23 protein-coding genes are annotated in these 24287 nt (G+C 73.6%); 4 read left to right on the top strand and 19 right to left on the bottom strand.

Features of this window, described 5'->3' with window-relative positions:
* Positions 1-131 precede the first annotated feature (131 nt).
* From ACIBBA_RS07250 to ACIBBA_RS07205, 10 genes are all read right to left on the bottom strand, one after another.
* Positions 132-1658: a hypothetical protein gene (locus ACIBBA_RS07250; protein ID WP_396694644.1), complete on the bottom strand. Its 1527-nt coding sequence runs from the start codon at positions 1656-1658 to the stop codon at positions 132-134.
* Entirely contained in the window at positions 1655-2788 is a 1134-nt protein-coding gene (locus ACIBBA_RS07245) for a hypothetical protein (RefSeq protein WP_396694642.1), read from the bottom strand. Before ACIBBA_RS07245 ends, ACIBBA_RS07250 begins: the two co-directional genes overlap by 4 nt.
* A 58-nt stretch (positions 2789-2846) precedes the next feature.
* Positions 2847-3095, bottom strand: a complete 249-nt coding sequence (locus ACIBBA_RS07240) for a hypothetical protein (protein WP_396694640.1) — start codon at positions 3093-3095, stop codon at positions 2847-2849.
* Positions 3096-3352: 257 nt separating this feature from the next.
* Positions 3353-4747: an MFS transporter gene (locus ACIBBA_RS07235; RefSeq protein ID WP_396694638.1), complete on the bottom strand. Its 1395-nt coding sequence runs from the start codon at positions 4745-4747 to the stop codon at positions 3353-3355.
* A gap of 277 nt (positions 4748-5024) precedes the next feature.
* The gene (locus ACIBBA_RS07230; RefSeq protein WP_396694636.1) at positions 5025-5258 is read right to left on the bottom strand and encodes a zinc-ribbon domain-containing protein; all 234 of its coding nucleotides are present in this window, start codon (positions 5256-5258) and stop codon (positions 5025-5027) included.
* A 131-nt stretch (positions 5259-5389) separates the two neighbouring features.
* Complete coding sequence (locus ACIBBA_RS07225; RefSeq protein WP_396694634.1) at positions 5390-6424, bottom strand: CHRD domain-containing protein; 1035 nt, start codon at positions 6422-6424, stop codon at positions 5390-5392.
* A gap of 385 nt (positions 6425-6809) precedes the next feature.
* The gene (locus ACIBBA_RS07220; protein ID WP_396694632.1) at positions 6810-7685 is read right to left on the bottom strand and encodes an SRPBCC domain-containing protein; all 876 of its coding nucleotides are present in this window, start codon (positions 7683-7685) and stop codon (positions 6810-6812) included.
* Positions 7678-8235 carry a helix-turn-helix domain-containing protein gene (locus ACIBBA_RS07215; RefSeq protein ID WP_350868998.1) on the bottom strand — a complete coding sequence of 186 codons (558 nt, stop codon included), beginning with the start codon at positions 8233-8235 and terminating at the stop codon, positions 7678-7680. The genes ACIBBA_RS07220 and ACIBBA_RS07215 overlap by 8 nt, the downstream gene beginning before the upstream one ends.
* Before the next feature lie 93 nt (positions 8236-8328).
* Entirely contained in the window at positions 8329-9672 is a 1344-nt protein-coding gene (locus ACIBBA_RS07210; protein WP_357059403.1) for a class I SAM-dependent methyltransferase, read from the bottom strand.
* Positions 9669-11072: an FAD-binding oxidoreductase gene (locus ACIBBA_RS07205; RefSeq protein WP_396694630.1), complete on the bottom strand. Its 1404-nt coding sequence runs from the start codon at positions 11070-11072 to the stop codon at positions 9669-9671. Before ACIBBA_RS07205 ends, ACIBBA_RS07210 begins: the two co-directional genes overlap by 4 nt.
* 96 nt (positions 11073-11168) lie before the next feature.
* Here ACIBBA_RS07205 and ACIBBA_RS07200 point away from each other — a divergent pair, with 96 nt between their 5' ends.
* Positions 11169-11639 (top strand): aminoacyl-tRNA deacylase, encoded by a 471-nt coding sequence (locus tag ACIBBA_RS07200; protein ID WP_396694628.1) that lies wholly within the window; start codon positions 11169-11171, stop codon positions 11637-11639.
* 100 nt (positions 11640-11739) lie between these two features.
* Positions 11740-12456, top strand: coding sequence for an RICIN domain-containing protein (locus ACIBBA_RS07195; RefSeq protein ID WP_396694626.1), 717 nt, complete (start codon positions 11740-11742; stop codon positions 12454-12456).
* A 3-nt stretch (positions 12457-12459) separates the two neighbouring features.
* Here the strand turns inward: ACIBBA_RS07195 and ACIBBA_RS07190 are convergent, their stop codons facing one another.
* Entirely contained in the window at positions 12460-13770 is a 1311-nt protein-coding gene (locus ACIBBA_RS07190; RefSeq protein ID WP_396694624.1) for an MFS transporter, read from the bottom strand.
* A gap of 52 nt (positions 13771-13822) precedes the next feature.
* Between ACIBBA_RS07190 and ACIBBA_RS07185 the strand changes: the two genes are divergently transcribed.
* Positions 13823-14842 (top strand): GlxA family transcriptional regulator, encoded by a 1020-nt coding sequence (locus tag ACIBBA_RS07185; protein ID WP_396694622.1) that lies wholly within the window; start codon positions 13823-13825, stop codon positions 14840-14842.
* A gap of 45 nt (positions 14843-14887) precedes the next feature.
* On the opposite strand, the gene ACIBBA_RS07180 is transcribed toward ACIBBA_RS07185, so the two are convergent.
* From ACIBBA_RS07180 to ACIBBA_RS07145, 8 genes are all read right to left on the bottom strand, one after another.
* Complete coding sequence (locus tag ACIBBA_RS07180; protein WP_396694620.1) at positions 14888-15448, bottom strand: hypothetical protein; 561 nt, start codon at positions 15446-15448, stop codon at positions 14888-14890.
* A 59-nt stretch (positions 15449-15507) separates the two neighbouring features.
* On the bottom strand, positions 15508-15972 hold the full coding sequence (locus ACIBBA_RS07175; protein WP_396694618.1) for a hypothetical protein: 465 nt from the start codon (positions 15970-15972) through the stop codon (positions 15508-15510).
* Positions 15973-16078: 106 nt separating this feature from the next.
* The gene (locus ACIBBA_RS07170) at positions 16079-18031 is read right to left on the bottom strand and encodes a VWA domain-containing protein (RefSeq protein WP_396694616.1); all 1953 of its coding nucleotides are present in this window, start codon (positions 18029-18031) and stop codon (positions 16079-16081) included.
* Between the two features lie 2 nt (positions 18032-18033).
* The gene (locus tag ACIBBA_RS07165; RefSeq protein WP_396694614.1) at positions 18034-19500 is read right to left on the bottom strand and encodes a sigma 54-interacting transcriptional regulator; all 1467 of its coding nucleotides are present in this window, start codon (positions 19498-19500) and stop codon (positions 18034-18036) included.
* Between the two features lie 65 nt (positions 19501-19565).
* A complete protein-coding gene (locus ACIBBA_RS07160; protein WP_396694612.1) occupies positions 19566-20639 on the bottom strand; it encodes a hypothetical protein in 1074 nt (357 codons plus the stop codon).
* Between the two features lie 99 nt (positions 20640-20738).
* A complete protein-coding gene (locus ACIBBA_RS07155) occupies positions 20739-21389 on the bottom strand; it encodes a response regulator (protein WP_396694610.1) in 651 nt (216 codons plus the stop codon).
* Positions 21386-22633, bottom strand: a complete 1248-nt coding sequence (locus ACIBBA_RS07150; RefSeq protein ID WP_396694608.1) for a sensor histidine kinase — start codon at positions 22631-22633, stop codon at positions 21386-21388. The genes ACIBBA_RS07155 and ACIBBA_RS07150 overlap by 4 nt, the downstream gene beginning before the upstream one ends.
* A gap of 55 nt (positions 22634-22688) precedes the next feature.
* A complete protein-coding gene (locus ACIBBA_RS07145; protein ID WP_396694606.1) occupies positions 22689-23291 on the bottom strand; it encodes a hemerythrin domain-containing protein in 603 nt (200 codons plus the stop codon).
* Here ACIBBA_RS07145 and mgrA point away from each other — a divergent pair.
* Positions 23290-24285 carry an L-glyceraldehyde 3-phosphate reductase gene (mgrA, locus tag ACIBBA_RS07140; RefSeq protein WP_396694604.1) on the top strand — a complete coding sequence of 332 codons (996 nt, stop codon included), beginning with the start codon at positions 23290-23292 and terminating at the stop codon, positions 24283-24285. The genes ACIBBA_RS07145 and mgrA overlap by 2 nt on opposite strands.
* The last annotated feature ends 2 nt before the right edge of the window (positions 24286-24287 follow it).

The raw sequence follows: 24287 nt of genomic DNA, 5'->3' as shown, positions 1-24287 counted from the left end.
CTGCCACCGCGATCCCACCGCCGGGGTCTCCCATATCTGGGGCAGCTCGACACTGCAGGAGCACCCGACCCACCACCGGCGCCACACCTCGGCGCAGCGCGAAGCCGAGGGCGGGCCGGTGGCGACGCCGGTCAGGCCCACTCCTCCCCGGGGTCACCCTCAGCCGCAGCGGGAGCGGAGGCCGAGCCGGGAGCGGCGGGGGCCGGCGGATCGCGGTGGGTCCAGGGGGTCTCCTCCGGGGCCGGGAAGGCGCCGGCGGGCATGAAGGCGTCGGAGAGGGTGGTGTAGCAGAGCCGTTCACCCACCTCGGGCACGCTGCCCGGGGGCGCGGTCAGCCCACGCCCCATCCCGCCGGAGAGCTCCAGCACCACCTCGGTCTTGCCGTCCGCGGCCGGGGTCAGGAAGACCACCCGGGCCTTCTGACCGGGCCGGGCCGGCGAGTACAGCGTCGCGCCGACCGGCACCAGCACCGGTTCGGTGGTGACCAGCTGGATCCGGGGACGCAGCACCGGCCGTTTGCCGCTGTCGTCGACCCGCTTCGGGTCGGCCAGCGTCACCTCGCCGACGAACGCCTCACCGGTCAGCTGGTGCTCGGCCATCACCAGCGGGTCGTCGTAGGCGCGCTGCACGGTGTAGGCGGTCAGTGCCCGCTCCAGCCGGTGCAGCCGCACCGCCGCGGCCACCGCCCCGTCCCGGCGGGGTTGCGGGGCACCACCGGCATCGACGTGCTCCGCGTGCGCGGTGAACGCGTCCCGGTCGGCGGCCCACCGGCCCGGCACCCGGGCGCCGGGTGGCAGGCCGCGCAGCAGTCCGATGCCGCGCCACATCAGCTCCCAGGTGGGCGCGAGCTGCTCGCGCAGCAGCCCCTCCAGCGTCGCGTACGCCTCGGCGCGGGAAGCCGGGTCGTCGTCGGCGTCGGCGTACGCGGCGATGGCCGGGGCGAGCCGCTGGTTGTCGAAGTCGGGGTCGGTGACCGGCCCGGCCGGTGGGCAGAGCGACGGGTCCTCGGCGCGGGCCGCCGCCTCGGCGCCGGTGAGCCCGGGCGGCGGGTCGACCCAGCCGAGCAGCGCCGGCAGGTGCAGGTCCTCCACCGCGCTCTGCCCGGTCGCCCAGTGCAGGGTCAGCGCGTCGGTCATCGCCAGCAGCGCGGACGAGCCGGGATGCTCGGCCCGCTCGGCGAGGAAGGTCAGCCAGCGCCCGAGCAGCGGCACCGACGGGTGCACCGGGTACTCCCCGTCCGCCCGACGGAACCGGGTGGAGCGGCCGAGCAGCCGCAGGAAGTTGATCCCGGCCGGGTTCGGCACCAGCAGCTGCGGCGCATCGACGTAGCGGTACCGGACGTCCCGTCCCCGGTCGACCGGCACGGCCTCGCTGACCGCGCGATGCCCGTCCAGGTACGGCAGCACGGTCGCGGCCAACTCGGCGGCGAACCGGTAGCGCTGGTCCCGGTTACGGGGCTGCGGCACGATCAGCAGTCGGGCCTCGTCGGGCGCCGCTCCGACCAGCGCGGCGAGCGGGGCGTTCGCCTCGCCGGCCATGGCCAGCGGCACCAGCACCAGCGGCCGCTCGTGCAGGTGCAGATGCCGCACGGTGGCCACCGGCTGGGCCGCCCCGGCGGCGAGCGCCTGCGCCTTCGCCAGCGCGCGCAGCGTACTCATGACGCGACGCCGAGGGCGTCGGCGCGCAACCAGGCGGCGGCCCGCAGCAGCGCGGCGGCCTCGGCCTGCTCCGGCTCGGGGGCGCGCTCGCCGGCAGCCAGCGCCAGCACCTCCGCCACGGTCGCGAGCCCGCCGAGCGACTCGCGGACCGGCCGGCCCAGCGCGCCGGTGTGGCCGCGCGCCTCGTGCCGACAGAAGTACGCCAGCTCGCAGGTGGCCAGGCACTCCGGCGCGTAGCGGGCCGGCACCGTCGACAGCGCGGCGGTCAGCGTCGCCGGGTCAGCGGTCGGGTCGGCGCTGAAACCCTCGGGCACCGCGTCCAGCAGGTCGTCGATCCGGGCCATCCGGTCCAGCTGCCGCCGGAGCACCAGCAGCTGCTTGCGCACGTCGAGCAGGCTGGCCACCGGCCGGAAGGTGAAGTCCTGCGGGCAGATGAGCACCACGTCGTGCGACACCAGCTCCGGGTCGTGCCCGGCGGCGGCGAGCAGCTCGCGCAGCGCCAGCACGTAGACGGCGGACTGGATCGCGGCGGCGGCGACCTTCGCCGGGTCGGCCTGCCCGTCGACTACCGGGAACGACTTGATCTCCACGATGTGGAACCGGCCGGCGAGCCGGGCGGCGACCAGGTCCGGTTCGAGGTTCACCCGTCGACCCGCGACGTCCAGGCCGAGCAGCGGATGGTCGAAGAGCGCGGCGGCGTCCTCACCGTCCGGGGCGACGGAGTCGTCGCCGCTCACGGTCGACGCGGCGGCGGCCAGCAGCGCGGCGGAGCGCTGTTGACGGGCAGCGACGCCGTCGTCGGCGTCGACGCCGAGGTCCGTCCAGCTCGACGTCGCCGGCACCGCCACCGACAGCCGCTCGGCGACCAGCCGCAGCAGCTCGACGCCGCCGTCGGCCTTGACCTGCGCCTCGAAGGCGTTGCCCCGGGTGATGGCGAACCGGGACTGCCCGAACCGCGCGGGAAAGCCGATCCGCTCGGCCAGCTTCGGCTTGTCCACCCCCGCGCCGTCGAGCACGGCCCGGCGGGTGCAGCCCGGGTTGCCGGTCAACGCGGCGATCGTCCGGGCGTTGTGCCGCCGGGGTGGCACGCCGCCCCGGATCGCGGCCAGCCGCTGTTCGCTGCTCGTCATGATCCGCCAGAATATGCCGGCCCCGCACCCGTCCGGCGCGGCCCACGCGGGATGGCCCTCACAACTCCCGCATCCTGCGCCACCACCAGCCCCGGCCGCGTTCCCACTCCGTCGGCGGCCAGGCGGCGGGCAGGGTGCGGCGTTCGTACTCCCGGTCGAGGCGGTCGACGACGCGGCCGAGGTCCGCGCGCGGCGCAGCGGGAAGCAGCCGCAACACCTCCGCGAGAGTGTCCCGGTGATCCTCGGGCTCGATGCCGGGGTCCAGGCCCTGCGGACCGTTGAGGTAACGGCCTGACTGCCGGAGCACCGACGCGTACCCGGCGAGGGCGTTCGCGGTCGCGTTCAGGTACAGGTGGCTGCGGCTTTCTTCGAGCCTGCGGACGGCGACGCGGGTGCGGGCGGCGACGCCTCGGATCCGGCGGGCAGGGCGGTCTCGGCGCGGCTGCCAACGTTCGGCCCGAAGGGCCTTCGGACGCCTACGCGGCATCGCCCTTTCGACTGTCGATCATGGTGGGAATCATGCCATTGCCGTGCGGCGGTCGTCGACGCCGAGCCGAGGCCCGGTCAGCCGCGCCCGACGGTGGCCGGCACCGGGGTGGACGCGGCGCGGCGGACCAGCACGGCGACGAGCACGGCGGCAGCCAGGGCCACACCCGCCATGCTCCAGAGCACGGTCCGCAGGCCGCTGGTGAAACCGGGATCGGCGAGCCGGCCGGCCGTGGTACTGGCCAGAACCGCCCCGACCACCGCGATGGCGACCGTCTCGCTGGCCAACCGGGCGGTGTTGATCATGCCGGCGCCGGTCGCCGCTCGACTCGCCGCCACGCTGGAGATGGCCAACTGGTCCAGCAGCCCGATGGAGAGCCCGACCCCGACGCCGATGGTGAGCAGTGGACCGGCCAACGCGGCGACGTGCACGTGCGGGCCGAGCACGGTGGCCCAGGCCGCGCCGATCGCCACCACGGCAACCGACACGACGATCACCAGCGCCGCCGGCACCAGCCGGGTCAGCACCCCGGTCAACATGGGCAGCGCAAGAGTGGGCGCGGTCAGCAGGATCAGCGTCGCGCCGGCCGTGCCGGGCGTCAGCCCGACCACCGTGGTCAGGTACGACGGCAGGTAGACCAGCAAGGGCACCAGCACCGCCACGATGGTCGCCGCCGCCAGGCAGATGCCGAGGAAGCGGGGGCTGGCCAGCAGCGCGAGGTCGAACATCGGCTCGGCGCGGCGGCGCTCCACCCGGGCGAAGACCACGAGCAGCGCGAGCGCGGCGGCGAACGCGACGATGATCCGCGGGTCGTACCAGCCGAACTCGGGGCCCTGCACGAAGCCGAAGATCAGCAACAGCAACGCGGCGGTGAACGAGACGGTGCCCGGCCAGTCGATCCGGCCGCTGTGCGGGGCCCGGGACTCGGGCAGCAGCGGCACCAGGGCGAGCACCACCAGCGCGGCGAGGGCCGGTGCGGCGAAGACCGCCCGCCAGCCGAGGGTGTCGATGAGCAGTCCGGCGATGGACGGTCCGAAGGCCAGGCCGACCCCGATCGTCGTACCGAAGAGGCTGAACGCGCGGGCCCGGGCCGGGCCGTGGAACGCGCCGGCGAGCAGCGCCGAGGCGCTGGTCGCGGCGGCGGCCGCGCCAACCCCGGCCAGGGCGCGGAGGGCGTCGAGCAGCAGGATGTCGCCGGCCACCGCGCCGAGCAGCCCGGAGCCGGCGAAGATCGCCACGCCGGTGGCGAAGACCCGGCGCCGGCCGAGCAGGTCGGCGAGGGCACCGGCGGCGAGCATGAAGCTGGCAAAGGTGGCGTTGTAGCCGTTCACCACCCACTGGACCCCGGCCAGGCCGGCGTCGAGGTCACGGCCGATGTCCGGCAGCGCGACCGAGGCGCCGGTCAGCGACAGCGGCAGCAACAACGTGGACAGCAGGACGGCGACCAGCACGACAGCCGGGTGGTTGCGCACGATTCTCCCCGTTCGGACGGCCATCCCAGCGTAGGTGCCGCAGATCGACGTCGGGTCCGGCCCGGGTCGAAGATCACATGACCGGCGGGGGCGTCACCGGCCGGCCGAGCGGTTCCAGGGCGAGCGGGGCAGCCCCGTGCCGGCGAGGGGTCGGCGATGCCGCCGACGTCGGCGGCGGCGCCCCGGGGTGCACGGCGGACGGACGACGGTGTGCACCGGAATGGGATCGGCCGTTCCCCGACCGATCAGCCAGCACAGGAAGCGGGTCATCGCCGGTTCAGCCGACCGGGAGGCGCTGCGCCTCGGCCTTGCTGATCTCGTACTGGGCGCCGCAGTACGTGCACTGCTGCGCGTAGCGGGTGCGGACCGGGATCAGCGGGATGAAGAAGAGGGTGAACTTGGTGGACCGGCGGGTGATCACCTGCGCGGCCTGGTTGCCGCAGTTGCGGCAGACCTCGCTGATCACGCCGGACCGGTCGACCTTGGTGCGAAGCCCGAAGATGAAGAACATTGCCGGGCAGTACCCAGCAGGACACCGTTCATCACCACAGATCCTTCGCGGTGCGGCGGCACGGGCCCGGCACGGCAGAACGCCCGACCCGTCATGCGGGTCGGGCGTTCAGTCCGTCGACTGCCGCTAGATCACTTCTCGTCGCGGTGCTCGTCGCTCTTGTCGTCGGCCTTGTCCTCGCCCTTGTCGTGGCCCTTGTCCGACTCCCGGTCCTCACCCTCGTCGGAGCCCCACTCGTCGCCCTTGTCCGAGCCCCACTCGTCGCCCTTGTCCGAGCCCGAGTCGTCGCCCTTGTCCGAGCCCCACTCGTCGCCCTTGTCGGAGCCCCACTCGTCGCCCTTGTCCGAGCCCGAGTCGTCGCCCTTGTCCGAGCCCCACTCGTCGCCCTTGTCCGAGCCCCGGCCCTCGTCGCTCTCGTCCCAGGCCCGGTAGTCGCTGGCGTCCCAGTTCCGGTCCTCGTCCTTGTTCTCCCGGCCCTCGTCGTTCTCCCGGCCCTCGTCCTTCTTCTCCCGGTCCTCGTGCTTCTTCCGGTCCTCGTCGGTCTTGATCTGGCCCCGGATCTCGCCGTTCGGGTACTTCTTGGTGTGCACGTTGACGTACGTGACGCCGGCCTCGATCGCGTCGACGAGCTCGTCGAACTCGCCGGGCTCGATGCCCTGGTCGGCGGGGCCGACGACGTCATCGGGCTTGATGGTCCCCTTGATCGTGGCCGGAGCCTCGGGGCAGGCCTGGACGCCCTTCGACGGGCCGCCCTTCCCGTCCTTGATGTTCGAGCACAGGAAGACCGCGATCCCACCGCTCTGGTGCCGTCCACCGAAGTGGATGTGCGCCTGCTGGACGTCCTTCAGGTCGTCGTAGCTCAGCCGGTACGTGATCTCCTTCTTCCGCTCGTCGATCTTCGCCTCGAACCGCCCGTTCCCGGGCGTGGAGATCGTGAGCGGGTCCTCCTGGTAGCCGCTGAGCTTCGCCCGGACGGCCAGCTGCCTCTCCCGTTCCTTTCCGTCCCGCGAGTCGCGCCAGTCCCGCGAATCACCGGAGTCCCGCGAGTCGCTGGAGTCCCACGAGCCGTGCGATTCTCGCTTGTCGCCCGAGTCGTCCCGCCCGTCGCCCATGGCGGCGCTTCCCACGGCGGTGGCCGCCACCGCCGCGCCGGCCGCCACAGCCACAGCCCAAAGTCGAGTACGTCGGATCATCACTGTTGCTCCCTTCCTGGAAGGGCCTGAGCCCGGTTTCGGCGGAGGCACTTGACCACCCGTCGGGGCGCAGGCACGCAAGGGCGCCGCGCGCCGGGGAACATGGTCGTCCGGCACTCGTATCGATTGGCACCCTATGGTGAAATTGTCCCATGTTCACCCGGTACCTGGGCCGTCTTCCCTGATCCGACCGTCAGGCAGGTTCGGGACTCCGTGATCGCAATGATCGACTCTGGGACCCACCGGGTGGTTCGGCAGAGGGCCACGACGAAGCGCCTGACCGCTCGTCAGCGGTCAGGCGCTTCATGTCCGGTGGTGCGCCGCGAGATCTCGAGACCCGCGGTCGGTTCGGCCCCGGTCAGCCGGCGGCGGCTGCCGTCTCGGGCTGCGCGCCCGGCATCTCGACGGAGAGCCAGATCGACTGCCAGTCCTGCATCTCGTGGTAGCGGCGCAGCTCCGCGAGGCCGGACACCGACCCGGTCCAGGCCCCGTACGGCGGGTTCGACTCGTCGAAACCGCTCTGCACGAAGGTGAGCTTGGTCTTCCCGTCCGACTCGGCGAGCTCCCAGGTCGTCACGCCGGTCGGCCCCCAGTCGACGGACATCTTCCGGCCCGGGTCGAGGTCGATGACCTTGGCCGCGTAGCCGGCTTCGAAGCCGCCCATGGCGTAGCGACCGCCGACCCAGGGCTCGATCCCGATCGGGTAGCCGAACCACGCGCTGGCCTGCTCGGAGTCGGTCAGCGACTGGTAGACCTTGGCCATCGGCGCGTTGATGACCATCTCGCCGCGCAGCTCGGCCGAGGTGAAGTCGGTCTTCGGCAGCAGCGCCTGCCCCTCCAGGTGCGCGGCGAGGTTGGCGATCGCCAGGCTCCAGAAGGTCTGCAGCACGCCCCGGATGCTGGTGCCGCTGATCGCCTCTTCGAAGCTGAAGTGGCTCTGGCTCAGCGTGACCACGGTCGACTCACCGTCAGCGCGGAGGCTGAACTCGGTGGTGGTCTCCACCCCGTCGAGCAGCCAGGCGAAGCGCAGCGTGTCGTCGTCGACGTGCAGCAGCCGCTGGTGGGGCGCCTCCCCCTCCGGCGTGTAGCGCCCCCAGAACTCGTACCGCCTCGGCAGCTCGACCTCGGCGTGCTCGGCCAGCCAGACGCGCAGCTCGGCGGCGTCGGTGATGGCCCGGCGGACGGCCTCGATCGGAGCGGCGAGGCGGGCGTGCATCTTCAACGATTCACTCACGGTCTTTCCCCTTCGGGTAGCAGGCCACGGCGAGCTTGAAGGCGTCTCCCTCGGCGCCGCCGTAGCGGGTGAACAGGTCCTGCAGAGCGGTCTGCAGGTCGTGCAGGAACTGCTGGCGTTGCTCCGCCGGCACCCGGATCTCACCGGACACCCCGACCGACGGCAGCTCGGGCGCGGCCCGGTCGAGCGTGGCGATGTCGGCCTGGACCTCCTCCATCAGGTCGAGCAGGTAGCCCAGGCTCAGCTCGTCGCGGGCCCGGCGCAGCCCGATCCGCCCGACCAGCCGGGGCGAGAGCCAGTAGGAGCGGGCCGCGGCCTGGTAGATGCCCTCGGTGATGCCGCGGACCTTGCGCTCGGCGACGAGGTCGACGAGACCGGCCGCGACCAGTTGCTTGACGTGGTAGTAGACGCGTTGCGGCGTCTGCTCCAGCCGGGCCGCCACCTCGGTGCAGGTGCGCGGCTCGGCCAGCTGCCGCAGCACCTCCACGCGCTGCGGCTTGAGCAGGGCTTCGGCCTGCTCGATCTGCTCCAGGTACAGGACGTCTCTCATGGCAAAATCAGTTTGTACGTACAAAACTTCTTTGTCAATGGGTTCGACGAAAGCCGCGCCGGATCGGCGCGGCTTCGTCGGCTCAGCTCGGGATCAGGGCAGCCAGTCCGGGCGCAGCGGATAGTCGTTCTGGCCGTCCGGGCCGTTGCGGGTGGCCAGCACCTGGTGCAGCTGGATGCCGTTGCGCTCGAACGCCAGCCGCGACCCGGCCATGTAGAGACCCCACACCTTGGCGGTGCCCGCGCCCACCTCGTTGACGCAGAAGTCCCAGTTCTCCACCAGGTTGCGGCCCCAACCGGCCAGCGTCAGCGCGTAGTGCTGGCGCAGGTTCTCCTCGTGGTGCACCTCCAACCCGACGTCGTGCAGCTCGCTGATCAACCGGCCCGGGCCGGCCAGCTCGCCGTCCGGGAAGACGTACCGGTCGATGAAGGCGCCGGAGCGGTGCGGCGCCCGGTTGTCCGCGCGGGTGATGCAGTGGTTGAGCAGCCGACCGCCCGGGCGCAGCCGGTCGCGCAACGCACCGAAGTAGGCCGGGTAGTTGCGCACCCCGATGTGCTCGGTCAAGCCGATCGAGGAGATCACGTCGAACTGCTCCCGCGGGGCGTCCCGGTAGTCGAGGTGGCGTACCTCGGCCAGCTCGGTCAGCCCCTCCCGCTCGATCGCTGCCTGCGCCCACTCGGCCTGCGCCTTCGACAGCGTCACCCCGAGCGCCTTCACGCCGTACTCCCGGGCCGCGTGCCGGACCATGCCGCCCCAGCCGCAGCCCACGTCGAGCAGCCGCATTCCGGGCTTGAGCGCCAGCTTGCCGGCGACCAGGTCGTACTTCGACGCTTGGGCCTGCTCCAGCGTGTCGTCCGGAGAGCGGAAGACCGCGCAGGTGTACGTCATGGACGGGCCGAGCACCTTCTCGTAGAAGGCGTTCGAGACGTCGTAGTGGTGCGAGATGGCGGAGCTGTCCCGGGTCCGGGAGTGCCGCAGCCCGTTCATCACCCGCTTCCAGCGCGGCAGCGCCTCCTGCGGCGGGGCCGGCGGCGGTCGCAGCCGCTCCCAGCCCAGCCCGCGTACCAGGTTCAGCGCGTCGGGCAGCGGCGGCAGGCGCAACTTCATGTCGTCCTTGAGCACCCGCAGCGCCTCGTACGGGTCGCCCGGATGCACCCCCTCCAGGGCCAGGTCCCCGCTGACGTAGGCGCGGGCCATGCCCAGGTCACCCGGGGCGGTGAGCAGGTAGGACAGCCCCCGCTCGGTACGGATGGACAGGGTCAGCCCGGCGTCGGCCGGGCCGACGGCGCTGCCGTCGTAGCCGGTGACCCGCATCGGCAGGTCACCGATCGTCACCGTGCGGACCACGTCCGCCACGGTCGGACCGGGCCGCCGGCCCCCCGGCGGCGGTGTTCCGGGGGCGCTCGCCGCCCCCTGGTCTCGGTCGGTCAAGCTCATGCTCGTGCTACCGCCTTTTCGTACAGTCCGGTGAACCGGTGCTCCGGGTCGTAGCGGTCCCGGACGGCGCGCCATGTCGGCCCGCCGTAGAGCCGGTCGAAGGATTCCCGGTCGTAGTACGCGTCGGAGTAGAGCGACTTGTGCCCGCCCAGCTCCGACACCGTGCGCTCGATGGACCGGTTGACGTCGCCGTCGGCGGCGCCCTCGGCCATCGGCACACTCCCCCAGAAACCGATGTTGACGTAGTCCTGCCCGGGCCGCAGCGGATATAGCGGCCAGGGCCGGGCAGAGCCGGGACCCGCCGGCTCGCGCAGTCGCAGTGGACAGAGCCAGACCGGGGTCATCCCGACGTTGCCTGCGAACCAACGCAGGAAGTCGGCCGTCCGCTCCAGTGGGATCTCCACGTCCTGCACCACCCGCTCGCGGGTGGGCTGGCCGCGCAGTCGGTCGATCCGGGCCGCGACACCGTACTGGTGTTCCATCCGGACCAGCCGGTGGTAGACGTCGCTGCGTCGCAGCCGCGCCGGCCAGAGCCGGCGCACCACCGGGTGCTGCACCCCGAACGCCGAGGAGCACCAGAACCAGTCGGTGTCCCAGCGCCAGAGATAGTCGTACGTGGTCAGCGCGTCGCGGGTGCGCCGGCGCAGCGACCGGTAGTAGATGTCCTGGCCGGTGTAGTCGCTGGGCGCCCCCTCCGCCTGATCGGTGAAGGTGCCCAGCACCAGGTACGCCTCACCGGGGCTGAACATCACGCCGTCCAGCACGTCCACCGGCACTCCGGCCCAGGCCCGGCTGGCGGTCACCTCGGCGATCGCGTCGATCAGCTCTTCCAGCCGGCTGAACCGGATGTTGCGCAGCGCCACGTAGCGGCGGATCGGCTGGAGTTCGATGCGAAGCCGGGTGGCGTAGCCGAGGCTGCCCAGCGAGTTGGGGAAGGCCGCGTAGAGCTCGGCGTGCTCGCCGTCGGGGCGGGCGGTGACGATCTCGCCCGACCCGGTGAGCACGTCCAGCTCGATGACCGACTCATGTGGCAGGCCGTTGCGGAACGAGGTGGACTCGATGCCCAGCCCGGTGACCGCGCCGCCCAGCGTGATGGTGCGCAGCTGCGGCACCACCAGCGGCATCAGCCCGTGGGGCAGGGTCGCGTCGACCAGGTTCTCGTAGGTGCACATGCCCTGCACGTCGGCGGTCCGGGCCGCCGGGTCGACGCCGAGGACGCCGGTCAGGCCACTGACGTCGAGGCCGGGGGTGTGCACCGCGGCGCGGGGGCGGAACAGGTTGGAGGTGCGTTTGGCGAGCCTGACGGTCTCTCCGGGCGGCACCGCCGCGTACGACTGTCGCAGCAGGTCCACCGCACTGTCGTGATCGACCGGTTGATGATCCACACGGACGGCGCACATGTGATCACTGTACGCGCCTTGTTGCCTGCGGCATCGGTTGTCCACGTTGACCTTTTCACACTTCCGGCCAGCTCCCGCCGGGTTACCGTGCACCTCATGCCGACCCCCGCGCTCGCCGCGCTCGACGCCACCGGGCTGCCCTACCGGGTGATCCGGCACGGGCCGGTGACCAGCCTCAGCGAGGCCGCGACGGTGCGTGGCGTGGCGGTGCCCGACGTGGTGAAGAGCATCGTCGTGCGACGCGGCCCGGACGACCACCTCTTCGTGCTCACCCCCGGCGGCCGGGTCATCTCCTGGCCGAAGCTGCGCGCTCTGCTCGGCGTGAGCCGCCTCTCGATGCCCGACGCGGCCACCGCCAAGGAGGTCACCGGCTACGAACGGGGCACCATCACTCCGTTCGGCGCCACCACCGCCTGGCCCGTGATCGCCGACGAGCGGCTGCGCGGACGGACCATCACGCTCGGCGCGGGCGAGCACGGCCTCTCCGTGGCGGTGGACGCCGACGCCGCGTTGGCGGCCCTGCACGCCACCGTCGCCGACGTCACCGACCCGGAGCCGACCCGCTGAGGGCGGTCGACGCGGCCCGCACGGCGACCAGCGTGGCCTCGGGAGGCCGCCGGAGCAGGACGACTGGCCCGGCGGCACCGACGTGGGCCAGGATGACCGCATGTCCCTCCCGGGTGACCGCTCCGAGGCCTCCGGCACCGTCTACGGCGGTCGCCAGCCGGCGCGTTCCCTCCTGCCCCGGGACCCGCTGCTGCGGGTGGCCCTCGCCGTCGGGCTGGTCGGCGTACTCCTCGGGGTGGTCTTCGCCACCGGCGTGCTCGGTGGCGGCGACGGGCCGGCCACACCCGCGGCGGTCACTTCACCCGGCACCGCCCAGGCCCCGTCGCCGGCCGTGAGCGAGCCGGCGCCGAGCACCCCGGCCGCGCCCTCCCCGACCCCGGCAGCCACCACCCCGGCCGGACCGCCCACCGGGCCGAGAGTGCTCCGGGCGGTCGTCTCCGGGCTCTGCCTCGGCCTCGACGGCGACGGCGAGAAGGCCGAGGCGGAACTCGCCGCCTGCTCGGGCGGTCCGGAGCAGCAGTGGGTCGTCAACCCGATCACGGCGGACGCGGTGACGCTGACCAATGCGGCCTACGGCCAGTGCCTAGACGTCGAGGGTGGCAGCGCGGACGACGGGTCGAAGTTGCAGCAGTTCCCCTGCCACGGTGAGGTCAACCAGCAGTGGCGGCTGACCCCGACGGGGACCGGGCCGGTGCTGCTGGTCGCGATGCACAGCGGCAAGTGCGGCCAGGTCGAGGACGACGGCGACGAGGCCGGCGACGCCGTCAAGCAGGAGCCCTGCGACGGCGCCGCCCGGCAGCAGTGGACGCTCAGCTGACGGCTAGCCCCGGTAGCTCCACGCCCGCCGGCCCACCGGCGCGGCGGTGACCAGCACGGGCGCGGGTTGGGCACCGGCGCGGCGGCGGCGCAGCAGCAGGGACAGCCCGGCCGCGCCGATCGACAGCGCCCCGGCGACGTACCAGGCCAGCGCGTAGTCGCCGAGCCGGTCCCGGACCAGTCCGGCGCCGGTGGCGGCGATCGCCGCGCCGAACTGGTGGGAGGCGAACACCCAACCGAACACCACGGCCCCGGAGCTGCCGAAGTACTCCCGGCAGAGCGCCACGGTCGGCGGCACGGTGGCCACCCAGTCCAGCCCGTAGAAGATGATGAAGACGAGCATGCTCGGCTCGGCGCTGTTGGCGAAGAGGCTCGGCAGCACCAGCAGCGACGCGCCGCGCAGCCCGTAGTAGGCCCCGAGCAGCAGCCGGCTGTCCACCCGGTCGGTCAGCCAGCCGGAGGCAATGGTGCCGACGATGTCGAAGAGTCCGACCAGGGCCAGCAGACCGGCCGCGGTGGTCTCCGCCATCCCGTGGTCGTGGGCGGCGGGCACGAAGTGCGTGCCGACCAGCCCGTTGGTGGTCGCGCCACAGATCGCGAAGCCGCCGGCGAGCAGCCAGAACGGCCGGGTCCGCGCCGCCTGGGCCAGCGCGCCGACCGCGCGGGCGGCCGCCCCGCCGGTCGGCGCCGGGGCCGGGGTGACCTCGGTCGCGCCGTAGGCGGGCAGGCCGAGATCCGCCGGGTGCTCGCGCAGCAGCCAGACCACCAGCGGTACGACCGCCAGCGCGGCCACGGCGACGACGAGCGCCGCCGCCCGCCAGCCGTGGTCGCGGACCAGCACGGCGAGCAGCGGCAGGAAGACCAGCTGCCCGGCCGCCCCGCCGGCGGTGAGCACGCCGGTGACCAGGCCCCGCCGCCGGACGAACCAGCGCCCGGTGATGGTCGCCACGAAGGCCAGCGCCATCGAGCCGGTGCCCAGCCCGACGAGCACACCCCAGCAGAGGATGAGCTGCCAGCTCGCGGTCATGAACACGGTCAGCCCGCTGCCCGCCGCCACCAGCAGCAGCGCGACGGCGACCACCCGCCGGATGCCGAACCGGTCCATCAGCGCCGCGGCGAACGGCGCGGTCAGCCCGTAGAGCAGCAGGTTGACCGAGACGGCGGCGGAGATGGTGGCCAACGGCCAGCGGAACTCGGCGTGCAGTGGGTGCAGCAGCACGGACGGGGTGGCGCGGAAGCCGGCCGCGCCGACCAGCGCGACGAAGGCGACGGCGGCGACGAGCCAGGCGGGGTGCAGACGGCGTTCTCGGGTCACGGTACGAGTCTCGGCATCGCCGGGCGCCGCGACGAGTGGCCGGGGAGCCATCATGCGCAATAATTGGGCCATGACCGCTTCGCCGCCGCACCGGATCGCCGTGCTCGCCCTCGACGACGTCGTCGGCCTCGACCTCGGCACTCCCTCGCAGGTCTTCAGCACGGCCCGCTCCGCCGACGGCGTGTCGATGTACCAGGTCGACGTCTGCACCCCCGGCGGCCGGCCGGTCCGCAGCACCGCCGGCTACCAGGTGACCCCCGAGCACGGGCTGGAGTTGATCGAGAAGGCGGACACCGTGATCGTCCCCGGCATCCACTCCGGGGCGCCGCTCACCGACGGGACGCTGGACGACGAGGTCACCGCCGCCCTGCGTGCCGCGTACGAGCGGGGCGCCCGGATCATGTCGATCTGCACCAGCGCCTTCGTGCTCGCCGCCGCCGGCCTGCTCGACGGGCGGCGGGCCACCACCCACTGGGCGTACGCCGACCGGTTCCGCCGGCTGCACCCCGACGTCGACCTCGACCCGGACGTGCTCTTCATCGACGACGACCGGGTGCTCACCTCGGCCGGGGTGGCCGCCGGGATCGACCTCTGCCTGCACGTCATCCGCACCGACCACGGCACCGAGGTGGCCAACCGGGCGGCCCGGCGCTGCGTGGTGCCCCCGTGGCGGGAGGGTGGCCAGGCCCAGTACATCGAGCACCCGGTGCCGAAGGTCGCCGACAGCAGCACCGCCACCGCCCGGGAGTGGGCCCGGCAGCGGCTGCACGAGCCGGTCAGCCTGCGCGACCTGGCCGAGCAGTCCCGGATGAGCGTGCGCACCTTCACCCGGCGGTTTCGCTCGGAGACCGGCCTCAGCCCGGCGCAGTGGCTGCTCCAGCAGCGCACCGACCACGCCCGGCTCCTGCTGGAGACCACCGACCTGAGCATCGACCAGGTGGCCCGCCGCTGCGGCTTCGGCACCGCGGCGGCACTGCGCCAGCAGCTGCACCTGCGGATCGGAGTGGCCCCCTCGGCCTACCGCCGGGCCTTCCGCCGGCAGCCGGCATCGGCCGAACCGACGCCCGCTTGACCGTGAAGCCGGCGCTCGCCTGCTCCCAGGCCGACGACCGACGACTCACCGGCGGCGCCGGCGCATCCGCGCCCGGGCGGGCGGCTTGGCCGACCGGGGCCGGCGCCGGCCGGAGGGCTGCGTCGGGGCCGGCCGCTCGTCGCCCGGGCTGACCCACCACCAGAGGATCATCGCCGTCAGGACGAGGCAGAAGATCCCGACGATCAACCCCGTCTGCCATTCGTCCCCCGGCGGCCACGCCCTCGACGCCTCCGCCCCTCTCACCCGGGCGTCGACGACGAGCGGCTTCCCCGCGGTACGGGGGTCCTCGTCGAAGTCCTCCTGGTAGGCGACACGGGCGATCCGAACGGCTCCGTCGGCCGAAACGAAGTTGCCCTCGCACTGCCACGGGTCGCCCCGGGCCCACTCGTTCACCGCGCACCGGGAGAGACTGACCGTCCCGCCGACCCCCGACTTCTCGGCCCGCAGGTGGTCGACGCCGGCGCTCAGCGGCATGGAGGCCAGGAAGAGGAAGAACCCGACCAGCACCACCCCGACCAGGTTGAACCATCCGAGTTCCCAGACGTGATCCACCCGCCGCAGCAGCGCGCGCCGCACCCCTGACATGCCCGCAGGGTAGGTGACCGCCACCACGGCCCGGCGTTCTCGAGCGGCCGTCCCGCCGGTCAGCCGGTGCGCAGCATCCGGAGCTGGGCCAGGTGCTTGGGCAGGTGTACGTGGGCGTGCAGGTCCAGGGTGCGGCCCCAGGGCAGCGGCTGGTCGACGTTCAGGTCGAAGCCCTCGCGCAGGTGAGTCTCGACCGGCGTCTCCGCGGCCAGGCCGAGCCGATCGGTGAGCGTGCAGAGCTTCTGGCTGGTCGCCCGGAAGAGCGTGGCCAGGCCGTCCAGACCGCCGCACTCGGCGACCAGCGCGTCCACCTGCGGGCGGTGGATGGTCTCCAGGTCGTAGTACGCGAACGGCGACCCGGCCAGCACCGCCTCGGTCGCCTCGGTCATCAGCTCGTCGTTCGCGGCCAGGTGCGCCACGATCTGCTCGGCGCTCAACTGCCCCTCCGGCGGTGGCCCGAAGCCCCCCGCGTCGATCTCGCCGAGCAACGCGTCGTACGCCCGCCGCAGCCCTCCGCTCTCCATCACCCCAGTCAACCCCGCCCCGCCCCGTCGATCATGCAGGTGTGGTGCCCGGTTCACCCGGACGGGCGGCTTTCGTCCCCCACCACAACTGCATGATCGACGAGCGTCAGCGGCGGGACTGGCGGGAGCGGAGGTAGTCGGAGACGACGTACTCGCCGAGATCGTCAGGGTCGGGGGTGAACATCCGGCCCTTCGAGCGGCGGGCCACCGCGTCCACGAAGCGGCGCAGGCCGGCGTCGTCGCCGAGCATGAAGAGGTTCAGCGTCGCCCCGTAACGGGCCAGCCGGTCCACCTCGCGGATGGTCGCCTCGATCGTCTCCGGCAGCGGCGGCCAGTGGAACAGCGGTTCACCGTCGTCCGGGTCCAGGTGGGCGGTCGGCTCCCCGTCGGTGACCACCAGCACCACCGGCTCGGCGTCCGGGTGCCGGCGCAGATGCCGACCGGCCAGCCGCAGCGCGTGCTGCAGATTGGTGCCCTGCTCGAAGTCCGGGTCGACGGCGGCCAACTCCTGTTGGGTCAACGGCATCGCCTGCCGGCCGAACCCGACGATCTGCAACGCGTCCTGCGGGAACCGGGTCGCCATCAGGTGCGACAGGGCCAGCGCCGTCTGCTTCATCGGCCCCCACCGCCCCTGCGAGATCATCGAGTACGACAGGTCGACGCAGAGCACCACCGCCGCCGAGGCCCGCCGCTCGGTCTCCACCACCTCGAAGTCGTCGACCGCGAGCTGCACCGGCACCTGCGGACCGGCCCGGCGCACCGCCCGGGTCAGCGTCCGGACCACGTCCAGCGGCTGCTCGTCGCCGTACTCCCAGGGCCGGGAGCCGCCGCTCACCTCGCCGGCGGCACCCGCCGAGCGCAGGTCGTGCTGGCCGCGCGGACCGGCGGTCAGATCGACGAAGACCCTTCGCAGCGCGGTCCCGCCGAGGCGGCGCAGCGCCTTCGGGCTCAACGTCAGGCCCTCGGCGTCCCTGCTCACCCAGCCCTGCCGGCGCAGCTCCCGCTCCAGCTCCCGCAGCCGGCGTACGTCGTCCGCGGCGTCCCGGCCCAGTGTGCGGGCCACCGCCTCCACGTCGACGTCGTCCAGGGTCGCCCCCGGGTGCTCCTGGTCCAGCTGGTCGAGCAGGTCGTCCAGCTCGGCGATCTCGTCGAGCGCGCCGGCCGCCTCGCCGTAGCCGAGCGGCTGCTCGCCCCGCACCCGCTCGCCGCGCCCCCAGCGCAGGTCGGGCCGGAGCGCCCGCAGATGCCCGTCGAGCGCGGACAACTCGCCGGCCAGCCGGTCACCCAGCGACTGCTGCATCAGCCCGGCCAGCTCCTCGCGCTGCCGGTCCGACAGCGAGCGCATCAGCCGCTCACCGGCCGCCGCCCGGCGGGCCAGCACGTCGACCAGCTCGTCGACGTCCTTCGGCTGCTCCGGGAAGAACTCCCCGTGCCGGCGCATGAACTCGGCGAACGCGTCGGTGGTGTCCTCCGCGCGGGCGTGCCGAGCCAGCAGGTCGTTCAGGTCGCCCATCATCTCGCCCAGCCGCTGCTGGGCCGCCGGATCGGCGGAGGCCCGCACCGCGTCGCGCAGCCCGGCGAAGCGCTGGCCCAGCACGTCGTCGCGGAGCCCGTCGAGGATCTGCTGGTACGACCGGCGGGCGTCCTCGCTGGCCCACTCGTAGCCGGACAACTCCTGCACCGCCCGCGCAGTGGAGCGGGGCAGGTTGTTCAGCACCGACTCGGCGAACCGCGCGGCATCGTCGTCTCGATCGCGCAGCTCGTCGCGCTCGGCCGCCAGCGCCTGGTCGAGCAGGGCCCGCGACCGGGTCACCGCCCCGTCCAGGTCGCCCCGGCGCAGCGCCTCCCGGCGCAGCCGCCGGGCCCGGGCGGCCAGCTCGTCCAGCCCGGCGCGCCCCTGCGGGCCCCGGCGCAGCAGGTCACGCAGCGCCTCGCGCAGGCTGCCGCCGGCCAGCACCTCCGCGCCGACCGAATCCACCGCCGCGCGTACGTCGTACGGGGGCGCCAACGGGTCCGGCCCGCCGCGCCACTGCCCGTACCGGAACCGGTTGCCGGCCATGCTCAGCCCCGGCCGCCGTAGACGGTGCGACCGGAGTCGGTGACGTCCTTGCCGAGCCGGCGGGTCAGGTGCAGCCCCTCCAGCACGAACTCCACCCCGGCCGCGGCCTCCTCGGGAATCGGCGCATCGCCCATCCCGAGCCGGTCCAGCACCTTCGCCAGCCCAGGCACGGTGCCCACCTGGCGCAGCAGCTCCGCCGAGCTGACCAGCTCACCGGTCTCGACCACGGTGCCCTCGGCGACCAGCTCGGTGAAGCCGGAGAGGTCCAGCCCGGCCAGCCGGGCCCGGAACGTCTCGGCGGTGGCGGTGCGCAGCAGGTGCGCCAGGATCTCGACCTCCCGCCCCTCCTCGCCGCTCTCGAACTCGACCTTGCCGCGAAGGGTGGAGGTCACCGACACCGCGTCGCCCACCCGGGCCACCGGCGCTTCGGGCCGTACCGTCGCGTCGCCGGCACCGGACGCGGAGCCGGCGGCGAGCAGGCCGGCGCGGCGCAGCGCGGCTCCGGCCACCGTCTCGGCCGCGGCGATCGCGAACCGGGCGGAGACCCCGGAGCGCGGGTCCACCGACGGCGACTCGCGCACCGCCCGGGCGAACCGCGCGAGCACCTCCAGCACGTGCTCCGGCACCTCGGCGACCAGGTCGGCCTCCTGCCGGATCAGGGCCAGCTCCAGGTCCAGGTCGACCGGGTAGTGGGTGCGGATCTCCGCGCCGAACCGGTCCTTGAGCGGGGTGATGATGCGCCCCCGGTTGGTGTAGTCGTCGGGGTTGGCGCTGGCCACCAGGAGCAGGTCCAGCGGCAGCCGCAGCTGGTAGCCGCGGACCTGGATGTCCCGCTCCTCCAGCACGTTGAGCAGCGCGACCTGGATCCGCTCGGCCAGGTCGGGCAGCTCGTTGACAGCGAAGATGCCCCGGTTGGTACGCGGCACCAACCCGAAGTGGATCGTCTCCGGGTCGCCGAGGGTCCGCCCCTGGGCGATCCGGATCGGGTCGACGTCGCCGATCAGGTCACCGACGCTGGTGTCCGGCGTGGCCAGCTTCTCGCCGTACCGCATCGACCGGTGCAGCCAGCCGACCGGCAGGTCGTCCCCGGCCTCGGCGACCTGGGCCCGGGAGGCCGGGGTGAGCGGGTGCAACGGGTGCTCGTTGAGCACCGAGCCGGCGATGACCGGGGTCCACTCGTCCAGCAGCGCGGCCAGCGAGCGGATCAACCGGGTCTTGCCCTGGCCCCGCTCGCCGAGCAACACCACGTCGTGCCCGGCGAGCAGCGCACGCTCGACCTCGGGCAGGACGGTGTCGTCGTAGCCGACGATGCCGGGGAAGCGGTCGGCGCCGGCCCGCATCCGGGCCAACAGGTTGTCGCGGAGTTCCTGCTTGACGGTGCGGTAGCGGTGGCCGGCCGCCCGCAGCTCGCCGAGCGTGCCGGGCAGGTCGGCCGGTGGAACCGGGATTACCGGGTTGGGCGCAGTCACCCGACCACGCTAGCGCGGTCCGGGCGGGGGTGCCCCTGCGTTGAGGGGCACCCCCGCTCCCACCCTCAGCCCCGGCCACAACGCGTGCAGCCACCGCGCCGACGCAGGTGGTACGCGTAGGTGGCCGCGCCGAGGGCCACCGGCCAGACCGGCCAGAGCAGCATCGGGGCGCTGGCCGCGGTGAAGCCCTCGCCGGCCATGGACCAGAAGTCCGGGGTGCCGACCAGCCCCGCGGTGGCCGCGGCGACCGCCACCGCGACCACGCTGGCCGGGATGACCGCCAGGCGCACCGGCACCGGACGCCCGGCCAGCCCCAGCATCCAGCGCGGGAAGCACTCGCCCCAGCGCTGGACCAGGCCGAGGGTGAGCAGCGCGCCGACGGTGGCGAAGGCGCCCAGCCCGAGACCGGCCCAGACCAGGCCGGTCTCCTGCATCTCGGTGAGGAAGTCCCGGGAGATGCCGAGCGGGATGCCGACCGCCCAGGCGAACCGGGTCAGCGCGTACGCGAAGGGGATGGCAGCGGCGATGCCGGCGGCCCACCGACCCCAGCGGGCGGCGGCGGCCGGGGTGGCCCAGGCCCGCTCGGCGTTACCTCGTCCGCAGGCCAGGCAGGCGTCGGCGGTACGGCGCAGCCAGACCAGCACCGCGCCGGCCAGCAGCAGCCCGCCGAGCACGGCGGCGAACCGGGCGAGGAGCGGCCAGGTGAAGATCTCGGCGTAGTCGACCGGCGGCCAGCCGAACGGTGCACCGAGGATCAGCATCGGCGCGTAGCCGAGCATGGTCAGCACCTGGGCGTCCGGCACGACCACGGCGAGGACGAGCGCGACCGCCCCGGTGTAGCCGGCGAGCAGCGTCCGCAGCGGGCGGGACGGGCGGACCGCCGGGCGGCTCATCGCCAGCGCGGCGACCGCCGCGGTGAGCAGCAACCCGGCGAAGAGCGGCGCGCCCAGCCCGACCGGGATCAGCCGCAGCAGGTTGAGGTCGCTGTCCGGGTCGTTCGCGCCGAACGGATAGCCGGTGCCGGTGAGCGCGGCGACGAGGGCGAGGACGCCCCAGAGGCCGAGCCAGCTGGCGGCCAGCGGGGCGAGTCGGTCGGGCCAGCGGATGGCCGGGCGAGGTGGCGCATCGGTGATCGTCATGCTCTCAGCCTCGGCCGGCGCGGCCCGGAAACCCTCCCGTGAGCCGGTGAACCCGCTCCCCCGCCGAGGGGAGCCGTCGGCAGCGGCGACGCGCCGGGCTCAGCCGGCCGGGGTGACGAAGCCCGACTCGTACGCGGCGATCACCGCCTGCGTCCGGTCGCGTACCCCCAACTTGGCCAGCACGTTGCCGACGTGCGTCTTGACCGTCTCCACCCCGACCACCAGCTGCGCGGCGATCTCCGGGTTGGAGAGCCCGGCCGTCATCAGCCGGAGCACCTCGGCCTCTCGCTCGGTCAGCCGGGCCGTCCGCAGCCGATCGCCGCCCCGCCCCCCGTACGCCCCGACCAGCCGGCGGATCGCCGCCGGGAAGAGCAGCGACTCGCCCGCGGCGACCACCCGTACCGCCTCGACCACCTCGGCCGGCCGGGCCCGCTTCAGCAGGAAGCCGCTCGCCCCGGCGCGCAGCGCGTCGTAGACGTACTCGTCGTTGGCGAAGGTGGTGACCACCAGCACCCGGGGCGGGTCGGCGGACGCGGCCAGCAGCCGCCGGGTGGCCTGGATCCCGTCGATCCCGGGCATCCGCACGTCCATCAGCACCACCGCCGGGCGGTGCCGGGCGACCAGCGGCGGCACCTCGGCGCCGTCCGCGGCCTCGGCGAGCACCCGCAGGTCGGGCTGGGCGTCGATGATCGCCCGCAGCCCGACCCGGACCAGCTCGTCGTCGTCGACGACCAGTACGCCGATCGTCACCGCGGCCCCCGGTAGGGCAGCCGCACCTGGATCCGCCACCGGTCGCCCTCCGCCCCCGCGCTCAGCCGGCCACCGAGAAGCAGCACCCGCTCCCGCACGCCGTCCAGGCCCCGGCCGCCCCGCCCCGGATCGGGCCGGCGCTGGCCCGGCAGCAGCTCGTTGACCAGCTCCAGCTCCAGTTCGTCCGGCCCGACGTCGAGCCGGAGCGTCACGGGCCCCCGGCCGTGCCGGGCGGCGTTGGTCAGCGCCTCCTGGACGATCCGGTAGCCCTCCCGGGAGACCACCGCGGGCAGGGCGGCCGGGTCACCGACCCGACGTGCCCGCACGGGCAGGCCGGCGGCGCGGGTGTCGGCGACCAGCCGGTCCAGGTCGGCGAGGCTGTGCTGTGGCGTCGCGGCGCTCGGCGCGCCGTCGGGTTCGCGGAGCAGCCCGAGGACCTCGTCGAGTTCGTCCATCGCGGTCCGGCCGGTCTCCTCGATCGCGGCCAGCGCCCGGCGCACGAACTCCGGGTCGCTGTCGAGCACCGCACGGGCCGCCCCGGCCTGCAGGGTGGCCACCGTGAGCGCGTGGCCGACGGAGTCGTGCAGCTCCCGGGCCAGCCGATTGCGTTCGGCCAGCCGGGTCGCCCGGGCCTCCAGCGCGGCGATCCGCTCGGCCGGCGCCGGCCCGAGCAGCACCGGCGCCATCGACGCGGCCAGCGCGCCGAGCCCCGCGACGGCGTACCCGAGGCCGGCCAGCAGCAGCACCCCGGTCAGCGTCAACCAGCCGGTGTCCTGCCCGTCCAGCGGCCCGAACCGCACGTCGGTGATCACCTCGCTGCCGACGCCGAACTGCTGGGCGATGAAGGCCAACGCCAGCGGCACCGCGCTGAGCAGCGCGAGCATCAGCAGCCCACCGACGGTCAGGTGGACGGCGATCCAGAGCGCGGCGCGCAGCCGGGTTTCCCGGTCGCCGCGGTGCCCGGGCGCTGAATCGGGCAGTTCGACGCCGAGCAGCGCCCGGGCGGCGGCGATCTCCAACGCCCGGCTGCCGTCGAGCAGCAGCGGTACGACCGCGATCAGCACGGCCACCACGAGCAGGCCGACCGACAGCAGCCGGGGCACCGCCGGGCCGGTGAAGAGCTGCCCGAAGGCCACCGCCAGCAGCACGTACGGCAGCACGAGCACCCCGCCCAGCAGCAGGAAGACGCCGCGCCGCCAGGTGCTGGCGGCGACCAGCGGAGCCACGGCCGCTCGGGGGTTCACCGGCTCATTCTGCCGCCGGCACGCCCGTGACCGACTCCCCCGTGCCGGGGATATCTCAGCGGTGCTCGCGCACGTACCGCTGCGGATCCTTGTCCTGGAAGGCCAGGTCACGACCGTTCTTGTGTTCGCCGTAGAAGGTCAGCCAGCGGTGGCCCAGCTCGGCCCGCAGCTCGGCCCCGGCGTGCCGGCGGAAGTCCGGCAGCGCCTCGTCCTCCTCCTCGGCGAGGTGCTCGCTGTTCTCCCGGCGGGCCCGCCAGACCGCCGCCCACCACTCGTCGGAGCCGACCGGGTGCAGCTTGGCCTCGGCGATCGCGTCGCGGATCTTGTTGTGGTCCCCGACCGCGTCGGCGGTCTCGGCCTCGCCGTCGTCGCCGTGACGGACCAGGTGCGGGTAGAGGATGCTCTCCTCGGCCTCGGCGTGGATGTCCAGGTGCAGGGCGAGCGCCTCCCAGATCGCCAGCAGCTCCTGCTCGTCCTGCGCGTCGTCCAGTCGGGCGAAGCCACGCCGGAACGCGGCGTGGTCGTCCATGATCATCGCGGTGATGTCGTCCATCGTGGTCCCCCGCTCGGTGTTCGGCGTCAGGGTCAACTGCCCACCGGCGGACTTGGTCACGCCAGCCGGCACCTCGGGCCACCCCACCGGGGCGACTACGCTCATGATCGTGACCTACCTCGCCGCGGACGACCGCTACGACACCATGACCTACCGGCGCAGCGGGCGCAGTGGCCTGCGGCTGCCCGCCATCTCCCTCGGCCTGTGGCACAACTTCGGCCCGGACCGCCCCTTCGAGCGGCAGCGGGACATCGTCCGCCGCGCGTTCGACCTCGGGGTCACCCACTTCGACCTGGCCAACAACTACGGCCCGCCGCCCGGTGCCGCCGAGGAGAACTTCGGCCGGCTGCTCGCCACCGACCTGAAGCCCTACCGGGACGAGCTGGTCATCTCCAGCAAGGCCGGCTACCTGATGTGGCCCGGCCCGTACGGCGAGTGGGGCTCGCGCAAGAACCTGATCTCCTCGCTGGACCAGTCGCTGCACCGGATGGGCCTGGAGTACGTCGACATCTTCTACTCCCACCGGTTCGACCCGGACACCCCGCTGGAGGAGACGATGGGCGCGCTGGACGCCATTGTCCGCTCCGGCAAGGCGCTCTACGTCGGCGTCTCCAACTACAACTCCGAGCAGACCGCGCGAGCCGCCGCGATCCTGCGTGAGCTGGGCACCCCGCTGCTGATCAACCAGCCGGCCTACTCGATGTTCAACCGGTGGACCGAGACCGACGGCCTGCTGGACACCCTGGAGCAGGTCGGTAGCGGCTGCATCGCGTACAGCCCGCTGGCGCAGGGGCTGCTGACCGACCGCTACCTGGGTGGCATCCCGGCCGACTCCCGGGTGCGGACCAGCGTCTTCCTCAACGAGAGCGACCTCAGCGAGGAGCGGATGGCGACCATCCGCGGGCTCGCCGCGATCGCTGAGGGGCGCGGCCAGTCGCTGGCCCAGCTCGCGCTCGCCTGGGCGCTGCGCGACCCGCGGATGACCAGCCTGATCATCGGGGCGAGCAGCGTGCCGCAGTTGGAGACCAACATCGCGGCGCTGGACAACCTCGACTTCACCGCCGAGGAACTGGCCGAGATCGATCGGCTGCTCGGCTGAGC

It is taken from the genome of Micromonospora sp. NPDC051006 (genome assembly GCF_044456245.1).
Classification (GTDB): domain Bacteria; phylum Actinomycetota; class Actinomycetes; order Mycobacteriales; family Micromonosporaceae; genus Micromonospora.
Note: the sequence above shows the minus strand (reverse complement) of the source record. Positions and strands in the feature narration are given on the sequence as shown.

What these genes read in the sequence shown, in the direction of transcription:
- ACIBBA_RS07250 (WP_396694644.1), bottom strand. Translation starts at nt 1,658, where the DNA reads ATGAGTACGCTGCGCGCGCTGGCGAAGGCGCAGGCGCTCGCCGCCGGG.
- ACIBBA_RS07245 (WP_396694642.1), bottom strand. Translation starts at nt 2,788, where the DNA reads ATGACGAGCAGCGAACAGCGGCTGGCCGCGATCCGGGGCGGCGTGCCA.
- ACIBBA_RS07230 (WP_396694636.1), bottom strand. Translation starts at nt 5,258, where the DNA reads ATGTTCTTCATCTTCGGGCTTCGCACCAAGGTCGACCGGTCCGGCGTG.
- ACIBBA_RS07215 (WP_350868998.1), bottom strand. Translation starts at nt 8,235, where the DNA reads ATGAGAGACGTCCTGTACCTGGAGCAGATCGAGCAGGCCGAAGCCCTG.
- ACIBBA_RS07210 (WP_357059403.1), bottom strand. Translation starts at nt 9,672, where the DNA reads ATGAGCTTGACCGACCGAGACCAGGGGGCGGCGAGCGCCCCCGGAACA.
- ACIBBA_RS07205 (WP_396694630.1), bottom strand. Translation starts at nt 11,072, where the DNA reads ATGTGCGCCGTCCGTGTGGATCATCAACCGGTCGATCACGACAGTGCG.
- ACIBBA_RS07200 (WP_396694628.1), top strand. Translation starts at nt 11,169, where the DNA reads ATGCCGACCCCCGCGCTCGCCGCGCTCGACGCCACCGGGCTGCCCTAC.
- ACIBBA_RS07195 (WP_396694626.1), top strand. Translation starts at nt 11,740, where the DNA reads ATGTCCCTCCCGGGTGACCGCTCCGAGGCCTCCGGCACCGTCTACGGC.
- ACIBBA_RS07185 (WP_396694622.1), top strand. Translation starts at nt 13,823, where the DNA reads ATGCGCAATAATTGGGCCATGACCGCTTCGCCGCCGCACCGGATCGCC.
- ACIBBA_RS07180 (WP_396694620.1), bottom strand. Translation starts at nt 15,448, where the DNA reads ATGTCAGGGGTGCGGCGCGCGCTGCTGCGGCGGGTGGATCACGTCTGG.
- ACIBBA_RS07175 (WP_396694618.1), bottom strand. Translation starts at nt 15,972, where the DNA reads ATGGAGAGCGGAGGGCTGCGGCGGGCGTACGACGCGTTGCTCGGCGAG.
- ACIBBA_RS07170 (WP_396694616.1), bottom strand. Translation starts at nt 18,031, where the DNA reads ATGGCCGGCAACCGGTTCCGGTACGGGCAGTGGCGCGGCGGGCCGGAC.
- ACIBBA_RS07160 (WP_396694612.1), bottom strand. Translation starts at nt 20,639, where the DNA reads ATGACGATCACCGATGCGCCACCTCGCCCGGCCATCCGCTGGCCCGAC.
- mgrA (WP_396694604.1), top strand. Translation starts at nt 23,290, where the DNA reads ATGATCGTGACCTACCTCGCCGCGGACGACCGCTACGACACCATGACC.
- ACIBBA_RS07145 (WP_396694606.1), bottom strand. Translation starts at nt 23,291, where the DNA reads ATGAGCGTAGTCGCCCCGGTGGGGTGGCCCGAGGTGCCGGCTGGCGTG.